Consider the following 14,608-nt stretch of genomic DNA (forward strand, 5'->3'; position numbering starts at 1 on the left):
CACTACTGGATGGCCCGCTCGGTGCCGGGGTGATCGGCGTCCCAGCTGCTGCGGGCGGCGGCAATGGCGTTCTTGTTGTCACGGGACCAGTCGGCCAGGCCGAAGATGGCGCCGGCGAGGCTGCGTCCCATCTCCGTGAGGCGATAGTCCACCTGCGGTGGGATGGTCGGATAGGCGTTCCGTTCGACGAGCCCGTCCCGGCAGAGGCGCTTCGTGGTCAGCGTCAGCATCCGCTGTGAGATCCCCGGAATCGCTCGCTCCAACTCGCGGAACCGGCGTGTGCCCTTCGACAGTTCCACGATCACCAGCACGGTCCACCGGTCGCCGAGCCGGTCGAGCACGTCTCGGATACCGCAGTCGTCACCGCCACACGGCCCTGCGGGAATAGGCCCGCTGACCTGGGAAGTTACGGGCGTGTTCGTGACTGACACGAGAGTGCCTCCTTACGGCCCCGCCGACTTGCGGGGATGCTCGGCCTTGTTTCCAAATCAAATCAACGCAAGGAACATCCCGATGATTCTCGTTACCGGTGTTACCGGAGCGCTCGGCGGCCTGGTTCTCGGAGGCCTGTCCGCGGTCGACGGCCTGGAGGTGGTGGCGGGCACCCGCTCCGGCGACGGAACGACCGCGCGGCGGATCGACTTCGACGACCCGGCGACCCTGGCCGAGGGTTTCAAAGGCGTCGATGTGCTGGTGTTCATCTCGGCCGGGTACGCCGAGGACGACGTGGTGCTCGCTCGCCACGGGGCCGTGACCGACGCGGCCACCGCAGCGGGTGTTCGGCATGTGATCTACACCAGCCTGGCAGGCTCGGGTGATCTGATGAGCATCGCGCTCCCGCACCGCTGGACAGAGGCCCGCCTGGCCGCCGCCCCGTTCGACGTGACCATCCTGCGCAATGGACTGTACAGCGAGATACCGGCCGGTTTCGCCATGGTGGGAGCCGAATCAGCCGCCGCCACCGGTGTCTTCGCGGCCCCCCTCGGCGATGGCAGGATGTCGGTCGTGGCCAAGGAGGACCTCGCGGACGTGGCCGTACGCGTGGCGGCCGAGACCCAGCGTGACCTCGAAGCAGACGGCCGCAGCCGCCACGCGCACAAGACCTACGAACTCGAGGGCGTCACCGCGATCAGCGGGCACGACCTCGCCGAGGTGCTCACCAGAGCACTCGGCCGCACCGTCGAATACCAGACCGTCTCCCTCTACGACACACGCGAGGCACTGGCGGGCATCGGCATGGAGTCCTACCAGGTCACCCACGCGATCTCGATGTTCTCCAACGCCAACGCCGGTCTTCTCGAAGCCCACGACACCGACCTGACCACTCTCCTGCCGACCGAGCCCCGGCCCGTCCACGACCCCATCGTCAAGGCCGTTGAGGCTGCCGCGATGGCTACCGGGAGGGCCCCTGCGACCAAAGGTCGCTAGTGCGGTCTGGTCGCGGTGAGGGCCTGCGGGAGATGGCGGATCGGAGCGCTGGGTGGCCCGGGTGGGGATGCCTCAACGCACGTAGTGACGGGGGCCATCCCTGTGGGATGGGCCCCCGTACTCAGTGGGTGAGGCGTGGAGGGTCACAGGATCGGCTCGGCCTCGCCTACCGGCTGCCTGGTCCAGGCTTGGTGCTCGGACTCGCGGATCTTCTCCTCGGCGGTCTGCTCCACCCTGGCCATGGCGATCCGCAGGATCGGCGGGGCCATCAGTGAGGTCACGATCGCGACGAGCACCACGATGGTGTACGCCTCGACGCTGAGGATGCCCAGCCGCAGGCCGACCATGGCGACCACGACCTCGATCACGCCGCGGGCGTTGAGCCCGGCGCCGAGCGCGAGCGCCTCCCATCTGCTGAGCCTGCTCAGCCGCGCCCCGGCGTAGGCACCGAGGAATTTGCCGATGATCGCGATGGCCAGTATGGCGAGCCCGGCGAACAGCACTTCGGGCTTGACCAGTGCGGTCAGGTCCATCCGCAGGCCGGCGGTGGCGAAGAAGATCGGCGCGAACCCTGACAGCACGACCGTACGAAGCGGGGCGAGCTTGGACGGGTCGATCCTGCCCGCGCTGCCGATGAGGATGCCGCAGACGAACGCGCCGAAGACCGCCTCAAGGCCCAGGGCGTGGGTCCCTGCCGCGGAGAGAAGGATGAGCACGGCCGCGGTGGCGACGGTCGGTCCGGGTTCGTTCGCTTTATCGGTGAGCCGCAGCGCGCCCCTGACCAGCGGGCGGCCGAGCGTGAGCGCGAACACGGCGATGGCGACCAGGTAGGCGAACGAGGTCAGCACGGTGCCGGTGGACACCGAGTTCACGGCCATCGCGCTCACGATCGACAGCATGAACCAGCCGAAGGCGTCGTCGATCATGCCGGCGGTCAGTGTGAGCTGGCCGATGTTGCGGTGCAGCAGCTTCATGTCCATGAGGGTCTTGGCGATGACCGGGATCGCGCTGACGCACATCGCCACGCCCAGGAACAGCGCGAAGACGGTGGTGTCGGTGCCATCCGGGATCAACGTCTTGGGCAGCAGGAAGCCGGCGCCGATGCCGAAGCCGAGCGGGACGATGAGGCCACCGATGCTGACCCCGGCGGCCGTGGCGCCGCGACGGCGGACCAGGCCCATGTCCATGTGGATGCCGGTGAGGCCGACCAGCAGCAGCACGCCGATCTGACCGATGGCGTCGAGCAGGTGGAACTGCTCGGGGTTGGCAGGGAACAACCAGCCCTGCACGTCCGGTGCGACGTGCGCCAGGAAGGAGGGGCCGAGGACCACGCCGACGAACAGCTCGCCGACGACGGCGGGCATGCCGAACCGGGTGGCGAGTCGGCCGAGGGCCAGTGCCAGCAGGAGCAGCAGACCGACCTGGAGCAGGAAGACAAGCAGACTGTGGGCAGCGATCGGCGCTACGGGAGCACCCAGCGAGACGAGCATCATCCCCCTTAAGGGTAAGTAATTCATAAAAAATCTACCGTTGGCCGCTTGGAGTCAACTTGTAGATGAGTCGCAGCGGTGAGGTCGTTCAGTACGCCCACGGTGTCCGGCAAGCCGCGGGGAAGCGGGGATGCGGCGGAGAACGCGCGTCGCGGACGAAAACGATGCGGATGAGCACGCGCGGTGACCCGCGCGGCTCCGGCCACGTGCAGGTGGAGGCACCGTGGAGCCGGCACGGATGGTCACTGGATGCGCGCGTGGTCAACGCCGGCCTCCTTGCGGGTGGAGGCGAAACAGTGGTCATAACGAAATGAAAACCGGCTCCTATAGATTCCGGATCCGAGAGATCGAAGGCGGCGGGCCGGCCCGGTGAGGGCGACGGAGACTTCACCGTCGCAATTTCGCCGGCCGGCGCGGGTCCGGAGTACGAGGAGGCCTCACTTGAACGGAACATCTGTCGAAAGCCTGGAAGGCTCGGGTGCGGACGCGTCCGAGCTGAATCTCGGCTTCGTCATCGACCTCTATCGGAAATACGCCGAGGACCTGCGGACCGTACGCGGCGAGCAGCAGAAACTCCGCGCCGCGAATCCGGACGCCGCCACGAAGCTGGACGATCTCGAGGCGGAGATCACCTATCTGATGGTGCGCGAGCACCGTCCCGAAGTGGTGGTGGAGATCGGCTCGCTCGACGGCTGGTCGACCACCTGGCTGCTGCGCGCTCTGCGGGACAACGGGACCGGGCACCTGTACACCTACGACCTGGTCGACAACGCCCGGAACAACGTGCCGGAGGAGCTCGCCGCCGATCGCTGGACGTTCGTGCACGGCGACGCGCGCGAGAAGCTCGCCGGCCACGACCACGAGATCGACTATCTGTTCGTCGACGCCGCGCACACGAGGAACTTCGCGCGCTGGTACGTGAACGAGCTGTTCCCCACCGTCCCGCCCGGCGTGCCCGTCAGCGTGCACGACGTCTTCCACACCCGGCGGCCATGGCCGTTCAGCGAGGGCCGGGTCGTGCTCTCGTGGCTGGCCGACCGCGGCATCGAGTACTTCACCGCCTCACGCGCCGCGGCCCCGCAGGTCAACCAGAGCCTGTTCGCGCTGAAGGAGACCCTCGACCTCAGCGAGGCGGTGCACTCGGGCCGCAACGACCCGATGCTGTGCTTCTACATGAATTGACTTCCTCTCCCACCTGAGGGCGGGGGATTCTCGCCCTCACGGGGGAGGTTTCCTGCTTCACGCGCGGAGGCCTCAGTCAGACCCATCCCCGCCGGGTGGCCTCGGTGCCGGCCTGGAAGCGGCTGACCGCGTTGAGCCGCTCGGTCAGGGCGTTCATCATGCGCTGGACGCTCCGCAGCGAGATCGCGAGGCTCCGGGCCGCCGACTCGTCGGTGTGGCCGTCGGCGAGGAGCCGCAGGAGACTGTGCTCCTGCGGCGTGAGGCCGTGCTCGTTGCGCGAGGGCGGCTCGGTGATGGGGGTGCCCGTCGACCACACCTGTTCGAACAGGGCGTACAGGCCGGTGACCACTCCCCGGCTGTGCATCTCGAGGGCGCCCAGAGTGGGATCGATGGGGTCGAGGGGGACCAGCGCGATCTCGCGGTCGACGATGACCAGCCGCATGGGCAGGTTCGGGACCGTCCGGCACTCCTCTCCGAGGGCCACCATCGAGCGGGCGTAGGACAGGGTGACCGGGTCGTTCCGGATGCTGTCCAGGTACACCGTGCGGATCTTCACCCCTCGGGCGAGCGCGACCTGGTTGAGCGGCTTCTCCGACTCGATGGTGCTTGGATTCTGCGCGCCGCCGGGGCTCAGTGACACGCATTCGATCTGGGCGCTGTGGGACAGCTCGGTGAGCCGGTCGCGCACCGAGTCGAGCCCGGTGAGCCGGCGGCCCTCCTCGTGCTGCTCCTGCTCGGCGTACGCCGCCGCTATCGAGGCGATCGAGGCGCGGGCTCCCTCGAGTTGCTGCTGGCGGGTGCCGAGTTCGGCCTCGACCCGGGCCAGCAGCGCCGTCAGGCCCGCCTGCGGGCGCACGGCCCGCACAGTGTCCTCGTCGATGGTGGAGCGGACCAGCGCGAGGTCGATGAGGGTGTTGAGGGCCTCGCGGACGTCGTCGTTCGTCAAGTCCAGGTGCGCGGCGATGTCGGCCACGCCGAACTCCGGGTGGCTCAACATGGTGCGGTAGATCGCTTCGTCCCGTACGGATAGCCCCAGCGCACTCAGCACTGATACCTCCCTGCACAGTGAAACCGGCGCCTCCTGCGCCTTTCAATGACCCACTGTTAACCCGGGAGATGGTGGCGGTTAGTTCAATTTTAAAATGCAATGCAGATCGCGCAGGGTGACTATCGTTGACAGGTGGTAACGCTGCGCATGACAGTATCTATTGCTGCTGGTTCACCCCGTAGATCTTCCTTCCATCCCCGGTCCGCCAATATAGATCATGTCACCATTGTCTAGCAAGGTCAGCCGAAATCCCCTCCTCGCTTACGGTGCGTAGTTCCTCTTGTGAAGGCGTGCTCAGGAGCACGTCGTCGGCGCGTCGACCTTGGAGGCCGGGACTACAGGCCGCTATCACGCAGCGCTCCGGCGCGGTTGGCGGAAGGCCGCCAGGCGGCCTCGCGCCAAGGCGAAACCGATGACAGCACGGGGCTTGCGAAGCATTCTTGTTTCAGCCGCCCGGGAATGTAGTGCGCAAGGGGTGGGCGGTCGAAGAGTCCTACACGAAGGAGAGTGTAAGAAGCATGACTAACCTCGTGAAGATCGGCAAGCGCCTCGTTTCTGTCGTAATTGTTCCGTTTGCACTTTTCGGAGTCGTCGTATTCTGTGTCAACCAAGACGTCTCCGGCCCGGACAAGGGCTTCGGATGGGGCGAGCAGCTGGCCTTCGTGCTCGACGAAAGCGGATTCGGGTGGGGCGACATTCCGGCGAGCGTCCAGGCTGACAGCCGTGGCTGGGGGGGCGCACCGCCTTCCTCGTCGACGAGCGTCTGATGCGGATGTCTACTCTGCGGGTCGCACCGCTGGTCTCGTGCGATGCGGAGATGTGGCGTGAGCTGGTGCGGCGCAACGCCGACAGCGGGGCCGGTCTCGAACACATCCAGGTTCGAGCCGGCCCGCAGGGGCTGGACATCTTCGCCTTTTTCCGGGTGGCCACGGCCGAGGAGGCCGACGCCCGTCTCAGACGACTGGTCGAGACCACGATCGCCAGCACACCCGAGCTCCAGTTCTGGAGAATCGTCTAATTCACGAACTTTGAAGGTGGTCTCGTGAGTGAGCTGTCCGAAACCTCTCTTCCGTCACTCGGCTTTCGTTATCTCGGTCCACTGGAGGTGCAGGCGGACGGCCGGCGCCTGCGGATAGGCAGCCCTCGCCAGCGCGTCGTACTGGCCATGTTGTTGCTGGCGTCCGACTGCGTGGTCTCCGTGGACCACCTCGTCGACGCCGTCTGGGGCGGCTCCCCGCCCGCGACCGGGCGGACACAGGTGGCCATCTGCATCGCCGCCCTGCGCAAGATGTTCGCCGCCGCCGGCTATCACGACGTGATAGCCACCGTCTCTCCCGGCTACAAGCTGGTGTCGGACGGTTGCGGCATCGACGGCGTGCAGTTCTCGCGGCTGGTGGACGAGGGACAGACGGCCCTGCAACAGGGGCGCACCGCCGAGGCCAGCGCGAAGCTGGACCAGGCGTTGAAACTCTGGTGGGGCCCCGCGCTCGCCGGCGTCCCGAGCGCGGTCGTCGAGGGAAAGGCGATCAGGCTCGAGGAGACGCGCCTGGCCGTCTACGAGGAGTCCCTCGCGCTCAAGCTGGAACTACGGCAGCACACCGACCTGGTTCCCGAGCTGGCGGCCCTGGTCAGGGAGCACCCGCTCCGGGAGCGCGCGCGTGCGCTGCTGATGCTGGCGCAATATCGTGCCGGTCGGCGCAGCGAGGCGCTGGAGATATTCAACGAGGGCCGCCGCCGTCTCGTCGAGGACCTCGGGCTTGAGCCGGGGCCCATCCTGCGCGACATGCAGACGGCGATCTTCCGCGACGATCCCAAGCTCGCCTCCGCCAAGCCCGTCCCCTCCGTGTGGACCAGGGTCGTGCCCGCGCAGCTCCCGCCCACGGCGCCCCTGTTCACCGGCAGGCAGACCGAGCTGACGGCGCTCGACCGGCTGCTCGACCAGCGGGCCCGCGGCGGCTCGCTGCCCGTGGGAGTGCTCACCGGCCAGGTGGGCGTCGGCAAGACGGCGCTGGCGGTGCACTGGGCGCGCGGCGCCGCCGACCACTTCCCCGACGGCCAGCTGTTCGCCGACCTCCGGGGGTGGGACCCCGACCATCCTGCCGCCGAGGCGACGGCCGTGCTCAGCGGGTTCCTGCACGCCCTCGGCGTGCCGCTCGCCGAGATCCCGGTCCGGCTCGACGAGCAGACCTCGCTGTACAACAGCCTGGTGGACGGCCGCAGGGTGCTGGTCGTGATCGACAACGTCCAGAACGCCGCCCAGGCGCGCCCGCTGATGCCGGGCAGCGGAACATGCTGCGTGCTGATGACCGGCCGCACGTTGCCCGACTCGCACGGCAGCGTACGGCTGCACCTCAAGCCGTTCAGGACGGACGAGTCGTCGGCCCTGCTGCGCGGCATCATCGGCGAGGAACGCACGCGCGACGATCCGGAGTCGCTGGAGCGGCTGGGCGAGCTCTGCGACGGGATGCCGCTGGCCCTCTGGAGCGCCGCACTACGGCTGGCCGCCAGGACCCACTGGACGGTGAAGGACCTGCTGTCCAGGCTGGAGGACCCCGACCGGCGGCTGAACGAGATCAGCCATGGCATCTGGGACGTCCGGGCCCAGATCGGCGCGAGCTACCGCTACCTGCCGCCTCGGGCGGCTCTGGTGCTGCGCCGCCTGGGGTCGCTCGGCAGCTGCGATGTCACACCGCGGATGACGGCCACGCTGCTGGACTGCGGGCCGGCCGAGGCCGAGGACCTGATGGAACAGCTCCACGAGGCCGGCTTCCTGGAGGTGGCCGCGCGAGGCCAGGACGGATACCGCCGGTACCGGCTGCCGGGCCTGTTCGCGCAGTATGCCCGGGAGAGGGGCCGTACGGAGGACGTGGGGGACGGCGTGAAGAGCCTGGCCCTGGTCCGCGCCCAGTTCGCCTGAGCCTTCGGCGGCCGGCACGCCGGGGCCGGTCCGCGGAGTCCCGAGGAACATCTTCGGAGGTCGGCAGTCTCGGTAGGTCCTGAAGTCTCGGGGAACTCGCGGAGCTCAAGGAAAGGAAGGGCTGGGCGCGACGGCCGCGCCCAGCCCTCCCGCGGTCCGCTAGGCGTTGGCCTTCTCCATCAGCCGGATCAGGCTGTTCGGTCGCATGTCGGTCCAGTTGGCCTCGATGTAGTCCAGGCAGGCCTGCCTGCCGTCCTCGCCGAACACGCTGTTCCAGCCGGCCGGGATCTCTATGAAGGACGGCCACAGGGAGTGCTGCCCTTCATCGTTGATCAGGACGAGGTAGGTGCCGTCGTTGTTCTCGAAGGGATTGGTCGTCATGGTCGTCTCCTCAGGTGCTGGGCGTGGGTGGCGCCTGGACGTCGTGGGCGATCTCGCGGAGGTCCCAGCAGGGCGGCCCCCACTCCTCGCCGCTGTAGTGGTCGTGCAGCCAGGTCTCGGAGTAGATGGAGTCGAGGTAGCGTTCCCCCAGGTCGGGGGCTATGGTCAGCGCGGTCCGCTCCTCGTCGCGCGGGTTGGCGGACAGCCACCGCAGCGCGCCGCTGACCACCGTGCCCGTCGACCCTCCGAAGAGGAACCCGTTGCTGGCCATGCGGTGGCAGGCCTGGATGGTGTCCGCCTCGCTCACGTGCACGACATCGTCCACGTAGGACTCGTCGAGCAGGGGAGGGCGCAGGCTGGTGCCCACCCCCGGGATCATCCTCGGAGTCGCGGGGCCGCCGAAGGTGACCGAGCCGACGGCGTCGACCGCCACCACGGTCACCTTGGGGGAGTGCTCGCGGAAGTAGCGCGCGCATCCCATGAGGGTCCCGGTGGTACCCGTGCCGACGAACAGCACGTCGAGGTCGGGGAAGGCCGCGGCGATGGCCGGCGCGGTACGCCGGTAGTGGGCCATCCAGTTGCTGGGGTTGTCGTACTGGTTGAGCCATACGTAACGGTCGTCCTCGGCGCAGAGGCTCTTGACGTAGTCGATGCGGGCACCGAGAAGGCCGCTGACGGGGTCAGGGGTGGTGATCACATGTACCCGCGTGCCGTACAGCTCCATCATGCTTCGCACGGTGGGGTTGCAGCGGGCATCGGTCACGCACACGAACCCGTAACCCCTGCTGGCCGCGATGATGCTCAGGGCCAGGCCGAGGTTCCCCGACGAGGACTCCACAAGCGTCGAGCCCGGCAGGAGCCGCCCGCTCTCTTCGGCGGCCATGACCATCTCGGCCGCCGCCTTCATCTTGATGGAACCGCCGAAATTGAATCCTTCGTACTTGAGATAGAGGCATTGCCCGAAGGTGGGCCGCAGATCGACGTAGACGTCTTCTGCGTTGTACTGGAGTGGATCGCTGATCACCGGCACGATAAAAGGCTATACGGCCTCGATTTCTTGTGGTTATCAAAGCCTTTTCACCGCGCAGCGGAAACGTCGTCCCCGCTGCTAGCATTTCAATGGAAAAATGACCAGAGGAGGGCTCGATGGCCACGACCAGTCAGCGGTGGATTTCCTGGCGTCAGCAGAATCCGGCGGCCCCGGTCCGCCTTTACTGCCTACCGTACGCCGGCGGCGGGACCCGGATGTTCGATTCCTGGGCCGATGCGCTCGGCCCCGGCGTCGAGGTGTGCCCCGTGGTGCTGCCCGGCAGGGAGGACCGCATCGGCGAGGAGCCCGTGGCGCGGCTGGAGGAGCTGCTCCCCATGCTCATCGACGGTCTCGCGCCGACCATGACCAAGCCGTTCGCGCTGTACGGGCACAGCATGGGCGGGCTCATCGCCTTCGAGCTCGCGCTGCGGCTGTGCGAGAAGGGGAACGACCTCCCGCTGCACGTCTACCTGTCCGGTTGCGGCCCCGCGCCCATTCCCGAAGGGCGGCGCCATCACCTCCTGCCGGACGAGGACTTCATCGAGGAATTGCGGCGGATGAACGGCACGCCGCCGGAGTTCTTCGAGGACCGTGATCTGGTCGACCTGCTTCTTCCCACCATTCGCGCCGATTTCGAGCTGTCGGAGACCTCCGCGGCGCGGGAGGGGGCCCTGTTGCCGGTTCCCATCACCGCGTTCGCCGGCGAGCAGGACCCGAGCGCGCCCGCGGACCAGGTGCGGGAATGGCGCGCGCACGCCGGCGCGGGTTTCGATTTCCACACCTACCGGGGCGACCATTTCTTCGTGCACGACTGCCCGGAGATGCTCGGCGTCGTCCGGGAGACCCTGCCGAGGTCCTGACCGCGCGGAAAAGGCTGAAGTCACTCGACTTCAGCCTTTTCCGCCCGGCCGGCGCCTCGGCGCGGTCAGAAATCGACGGCCCAGCGGCTGTACCGCCGCAGCCCGTAGAGCAGGGGCTCGGTCTCGGCCAGGTCGTAGATGTGGAACGGCTCGCCGAACACGATGCGCTGGCGGCCGACCAGCACGCTGTCGCTGACCCTGCAGTCCGCCACGGCGTGCGCGTCGTCCAGCAGGTGCGGCCCTCCGTAGCCGGGACGGCTCTCCCACCGCACCTCGTCGAAGCGGTCGGGCGCGCCCGAGGCGAACAGCTCCGCTGTGTTCCTCGCCCTCTCGTGCAGCAGGTTCACCGCGAAGGCGCGGCTCTCCAGCAGGGCCTTCAGCGTCGGGCTCTCCGCGCGTATCCCGACGATCAGCGTCGGCGGATCGGTGGTCGCGCTGCACAGCGCCGAGCAGGTCATGCCCCACGGGCTGCCCTGGCGGTCCGTCGCCGTGATGATCGCCACCCCGCTCGGGAAGCCCGACATGAAGCTGCGAAAGCTGTCGGGGGTGCTCTCGCGAGCATGGTCGGTGCCCTCTCGTACGCCTCCCGGAGTCATGGTCATCGTGATCACCGCTCGACTAGTCGGATGTTCGGGTTCACGGCCGCGCCGCGGGCGGTACGGCCGTACCACTCCGCCGCCAGCAGCAGCGGGCCGCTGAGCCCCGTGGTGACCAGTGCCATGACCAGCAGCGCGAGGTACAGCGCGGGGGACAGGATCCCGGCGCTGAACCCAGCCTGCAGGACCACGATCTCGGTCAGCCCACGGGTGTTCATGAGGGCCGCCAGCCGCATGCCCGAGGCGGGGGACCGCCCGCCCAACCTCGCGCCCGCGTAAGCGCCGCCCAGCTTCGCCGCGATCGCCAGCGCGGTGGCGATCACGGTGGCCTGCCACGAGAAGACCCTCTCGGGGCCGGCCACCACGACGGTTCCGGTGACCACGAACAGGACCGGCAGCAGCGCCCGGCCCACGCGGCCCAGCGTCTCCGCCGTCTCGGTCCACGGGCTCGGCCCGCCGGACCGGGACCTCGCGGGCAGGGCCAGCCCGACGATCACCGCCCCGAACACCTCGGTGAGGCCGAGCCGCTGGGTGGCGAGGGCCGCGGCGACCCCGGCCGCCGCCACCAGGACGAGCAGGACGCCCCGATGACGGTCGGCCAGGGCACTGACCACCTCGGTCGCGGCCAGGCGGCGCAGCAGCAGGGTGACCGCGCCGCCGGCGAGGACCACCAGGATGGTGACGAGCCCGTCACCGCCCCTCATGAGTCCGATGGCGACCGCGAGCAGTATCCCGGTGACGACGTCGATGCCGGCCGCGCTCATGAGGGCCAGCCGCCCGTCCTCGGTGTGCTGGATGCCCCGGTCGCGCAGGATGCCGGCCAGGACCGGCACCGCGGTGACCGTCAGCGCGATCGCCAGCATCAGCACGAACGCCGGCGTCGGCGCCCCGCCCCGCAGCAGCGGGTCGCCGGTGCCGAGCACCCACACCGCGAAGAGCGCTCCCGCGGCGAGCGGGACGATGACCGAGCCCGCGGACAGCCACGCCACGGTGCGGAGGGACCGCCGGCCGAACCCCTCGCGCATCTGGTGTCCCACCCCGACGAGGAACAGGGCGAGGCCCAGGTGCCCGAGCCAGTACAGGATGTCCTTCCCCGCCGACTCGGTGACACCCCAGCCCAGCCGGCCCGCCAGCAGCCCGCCGAGGGCCAGGCAGAGGGCGATCTCCACGACCACTTCCGGCTGGTTCAGCCGTCTGGCGACCCAGCCTCCCAGGACCACGGCGACCGCGATCGCCGGGAGTATGAGCAACGCGTCCATCTTTCTCCTAAACGTGCATCTGGGCGAGGTACTCGTACTGGCTGGGCAGCCGCTTGACCAGGTCGAGGGACTCGTCCTTCAACATCTGGAACTCCTTCTCCGCGGCCGTGTCGTCCATCAGGGCGAGCGCGGGGGTCGCCTTCACCGGCAGGCCGCCCATGCCGAGGAGGACGGCCAGGTAGGAGTAGGCCTCGAAGCCGTGGTACCGGGGGAAGACGGTGTTGGGCGTGGGCGGCTTCGAGCGCCACTGCTCGATGCGCTCCGCCAGCCCCTCGGGCATCGTCCTGGTCTTCGCGTCCCGCCAGTAGGCGTTGTCGGTGCGCGCCGCCCCCTTGTAGTGCAGGACGAGGAACTCGCGCACGCCGTCGATGGCGTCGGCCATCACGCCGTTGTAGGAGGCGGTCAGCTCGGGGTCCCACTCCTGGGCGGGGAAGTGCTTCACCAGCTGCTCGATGCCGTGCTGGATGAAGAAGATCCCGGTGGACTCCAGCGGCTCGACGAAGCCGCAGGACAGCCCGATGGCCACGCAGTTGTTGACCCACGGGTTGCGGGTGCGGCCGATGCGCATGCGGATGTGGTTGGCCTCGGCCTCCTCAGCCTCGGGGCCGACGAACTCCCGCAGAGTGCGCTCGGCCTCCTCCGGGGAGCAGTAGTCGCCGGCGTAGACGTAGCCGGTGCCGACCCTGCCGAACAGCGGGATGGTCCAGATCCAGCCCGCGTCCTGGGCGGTCGCCGTGGTGCACGGCCGCAGGCCCCTCTTCTCCATGTCGACCGGGACCCGCAGGGCCACCGCGCTGTCGTTGGGCAGCATGTCCTGGAAGGAGATGAAGGGCTCCTCCATCGTCTTGTTGATCAGCAGGCCGCGGAAGCCGGTGCAGTCGATGAACAGGTCGCCGGCGATCTCGCCGTGCTCGGCGGTCTGGACGTGGGTGATCCAGCCGCGCTCGTCACGGCCCACGTCCACGACGTCGTCGAACACCTGGGCGGCCCCGCGCTCCTTGGCGTACCCGGCCAGGAACTCGGCGAGCAGGGAGGCGTCGAAGTGGTAGGCGTAGGGGAACTGCGTGCCCTGGTCGAGCAGGGTCGTGCGGCTGGTGCCGGGCTCCCTGCCCTCGACGTATTCCTGCTCGAAGAGCCTGCCGTCGAGGTACCTGGGGGAGCGCTCGGCGTCGCAGATGGCCGCCATCAGGAACACGTCGCGGTCGAAGCGGTCGCTGGGCTTCTTGTGCAGCCACCAGTCCGTCAGCGGGAAGCCGTCGACGACCCTCAGCCGCTCGAAGGGGTGGTAGAAGTAGTGCCCCTTGCCGCGCCAGTTCTCGAACCTGATGCCGAGCTTGTAGGTGGCGTTGCACTTCGGCATCCAATCTTCCTCGCGCAGCCCGAGGTACTCGAAGAAGTGCCGCACGGTGCTGAAGGTGGCCTCACCCACACCGATGGTGGCGATTCTCTTCGACTCGACCACGGTGACGGAGATGCGGTCGCCGAAAGCCGAGCGCAGGTAGGAGGCCGTCATCCATCCCGCGGTGCCGCCGCCGACGATGACCACTTTTTTGAGCATGGCAGAACCATCCGTTCGCGTTGCAGGTTGTTTGTGCCGCGCAGAGGACTAGCTGCGGCGGGAGTACTTCATGACAGAGACCGGGATGAAGACGACGAGGATCGCGGCTATCCACGCGAGCGCGCCGAGAATCGAGGGCAGGCCCGGGGTGCCGTCCAGCAGGCCTCGTGAGGCGTTCACCACCAGGGTCACCGGGTTGACGTCGGCGAACGCGCGCAGCCAGGCGGGCATGCCGGTGGTCGGCACGAGGGCGGAGCTGCCGAACTGGAAGGGGAGCACCCACAGGGAGGTGAGCGTCGAGACGGTGGTGACGCTCTTGACCGACACGCCGATGCAGACGGCTATCCAGGACAGGGCGACGCCGAACGCCAGCAGCAGCGCCACGGCCCCGGCCGCGCCGGCGAGGCCGCCGTGGACGCGGAAGCCGATGAGCGTCGAGCAGGCGAGGATGACGACGAGGCTCAGCAGCATCCGCAGGGCGTCCGCGGCGACCCTGCCCGAGAGCAGTGCCGAACGGGCGACGGGCAGCGAGCGGAACCGGTCGACGACGCCGGAGTTGAAGTCGACGGCCATCCCGACGCCCGTGTTCCGGGAGACGATCATGAGGTTGATGGCCATGATGCCCGGCACGAAGAACTGCGCGTAGTCCGCCGTGCCTCCGGAGATGGCTCCGCCGAAGACCGACACGAAGATCACCGAGATCAGGACGGGGGTCAGCGTCGCGTCGAGCACCAGGCCGGGGTCGCTCTTGAACTGGACGACGTTGCGCCGGGTCATCACGGACGCGTGCCGGAAGGCGTCCGTCACGGTCAGAGCCTGGCTCACCGGTACTCCTCCTCACCGTGCTGGCAGGTCAGGG

General features: G+C 68.5%; 15 protein-coding genes. 6 read left to right on the forward strand and 9 right to left on the reverse strand.

Going from position 1 to position 14,608, the window contains the following annotated elements:
• Positions 1 to 2: 2 nt before the first annotated feature.
• Entirely contained in the window at positions 3 to 341 is a 339-nt protein-coding gene (locus MYF83_RS01780) for a winged helix-turn-helix transcriptional regulator (RefSeq protein WP_308201382.1), read from the reverse strand.
• 172 nt (positions 342 to 513) lie between these two features.
• Between MYF83_RS01780 and MYF83_RS01785 the strand changes: the two genes are divergently transcribed.
• Positions 514 to 1,428, forward strand: a complete 915-nt coding sequence (locus MYF83_RS01785) for an NmrA family NAD(P)-binding protein (protein WP_248958342.1) — start codon at positions 514 to 516, stop codon at positions 1,426 to 1,428.
• A 143-nt stretch (positions 1,429 to 1,571) separates the two neighbouring features.
• Here MYF83_RS01785 and MYF83_RS01790 read toward each other — a convergent pair whose 3' ends face one another.
• Positions 1,572 to 2,918, reverse strand: coding sequence for a cation:proton antiporter (locus MYF83_RS01790; protein ID WP_248958343.1), 1,347 nt, complete (start codon positions 2,916 to 2,918; stop codon positions 1,572 to 1,574).
• Between the two features lie 441 nt (positions 2,919 to 3,359).
• Between MYF83_RS01790 and MYF83_RS01795 the strand changes: the two genes are divergently transcribed.
• Positions 3,360 to 4,100: a class I SAM-dependent methyltransferase gene (locus MYF83_RS01795; RefSeq protein WP_248958344.1), complete on the forward strand. Its 741-nt coding sequence runs from the start codon at positions 3,360 to 3,362 to the stop codon at positions 4,098 to 4,100.
• 76 nt (positions 4,101 to 4,176) lie between these two features.
• Here the strand turns inward: MYF83_RS01795 and MYF83_RS01800 are convergent, their stop codons facing one another.
• Complete coding sequence (locus MYF83_RS01800; protein WP_248958345.1) at positions 4,177 to 5,148, reverse strand: helix-turn-helix domain-containing protein; 972 nt, start codon at positions 5,146 to 5,148, stop codon at positions 4,177 to 4,179.
• A gap of 518 nt (positions 5,149 to 5,666) precedes the next feature.
• Here MYF83_RS01800 and MYF83_RS01805 point away from each other — a divergent pair.
• From MYF83_RS01805 to MYF83_RS01815, 3 genes are read left to right on the forward strand one after another with little or no spacing between them, the layout of a single operon-like run.
• Positions 5,667 to 5,915, forward strand: a complete 249-nt coding sequence (locus tag MYF83_RS01805; RefSeq protein WP_248958346.1) for a hypothetical protein — start codon at positions 5,667 to 5,669, stop codon at positions 5,913 to 5,915.
• Positions 5,915 to 6,166 carry a hypothetical protein gene (locus tag MYF83_RS01810; protein WP_248958347.1) on the forward strand — a complete coding sequence of 84 codons (252 nt, stop codon included), beginning with the start codon at positions 5,915 to 5,917 and terminating at the stop codon, positions 6,164 to 6,166. The genes MYF83_RS01805 and MYF83_RS01810 overlap by 1 nt, the downstream gene beginning before the upstream one ends.
• Before the next feature lie 24 nt (positions 6,167 to 6,190).
• Positions 6,191 to 8,065: an AfsR/SARP family transcriptional regulator gene (locus MYF83_RS01815; protein ID WP_248958348.1), complete on the forward strand. Its 1,875-nt coding sequence runs from the start codon at positions 6,191 to 6,193 to the stop codon at positions 8,063 to 8,065.
• 159 nt (positions 8,066 to 8,224) lie between these two features.
• Here the strand turns inward: MYF83_RS01815 and MYF83_RS01820 are convergent, their stop codons facing one another.
• A complete protein-coding gene (locus MYF83_RS01820) occupies positions 8,225 to 8,446 on the reverse strand; it encodes an MbtH family protein (protein ID WP_248958349.1) in 222 nt (73 codons plus the stop codon).
• A gap of 10 nt (positions 8,447 to 8,456) precedes the next feature.
• Entirely contained in the window at positions 8,457 to 9,470 is a 1,014-nt protein-coding gene (sbnA, locus tag MYF83_RS01825) for a 2,3-diaminopropionate biosynthesis protein SbnA (protein ID WP_248958350.1), read from the reverse strand.
• A 122-nt stretch (positions 9,471 to 9,592) separates the two neighbouring features.
• Between sbnA and MYF83_RS01830 the strand changes: the two genes are divergently transcribed.
• The gene (locus MYF83_RS01830; protein ID WP_248958351.1) at positions 9,593 to 10,336 is read left to right on the forward strand and encodes a thioesterase II family protein; all 744 of its coding nucleotides are present in this window, start codon (positions 9,593 to 9,595) and stop codon (positions 10,334 to 10,336) included.
• A 65-nt stretch (positions 10,337 to 10,401) separates the two neighbouring features.
• Here the strand turns inward: MYF83_RS01830 and MYF83_RS01835 are convergent, their stop codons facing one another.
• Genes MYF83_RS01835 through MYF83_RS01850 form a run of 4 tightly spaced genes read right to left on the reverse strand, consistent with a single transcriptional unit; the run spans position 10,402 to position 14,574 of the window.
• On the reverse strand, positions 10,402 to 10,938 hold the full coding sequence (locus MYF83_RS01835; protein WP_248958352.1) for a flavin reductase family protein: 537 nt from the start codon (positions 10,936 to 10,938) through the stop codon (positions 10,402 to 10,404).
• 5 nt (positions 10,939 to 10,943) lie between these two features.
• Complete coding sequence (locus MYF83_RS01840; RefSeq protein WP_248958353.1) at positions 10,944 to 12,191, reverse strand: cation:proton antiporter; 1,248 nt, start codon at positions 12,189 to 12,191, stop codon at positions 10,944 to 10,946.
• Positions 12,192 to 12,198: 7 nt separating this feature from the next.
• Positions 12,199 to 13,749 carry a tryptophan halogenase family protein gene (locus MYF83_RS01845; RefSeq protein WP_248958354.1) on the reverse strand — a complete coding sequence of 517 codons (1,551 nt, stop codon included), beginning with the start codon at positions 13,747 to 13,749 and terminating at the stop codon, positions 12,199 to 12,201.
• A gap of 48 nt (positions 13,750 to 13,797) precedes the next feature.
• Complete coding sequence (locus MYF83_RS01850; RefSeq protein ID WP_248958355.1) at positions 13,798 to 14,574, reverse strand: ABC transporter permease; 777 nt, start codon at positions 14,572 to 14,574, stop codon at positions 13,798 to 13,800.
• Between the last annotated feature and the right edge of the window lie 34 nt (positions 14,575 to 14,608).

The organism is Sphaerisporangium perillae, from assembly GCF_023276435.1.
Classification (GTDB): Bacteria; Actinomycetota; Actinomycetes; order Streptosporangiales; family Streptosporangiaceae; genus Sphaerisporangium; species Sphaerisporangium perillae.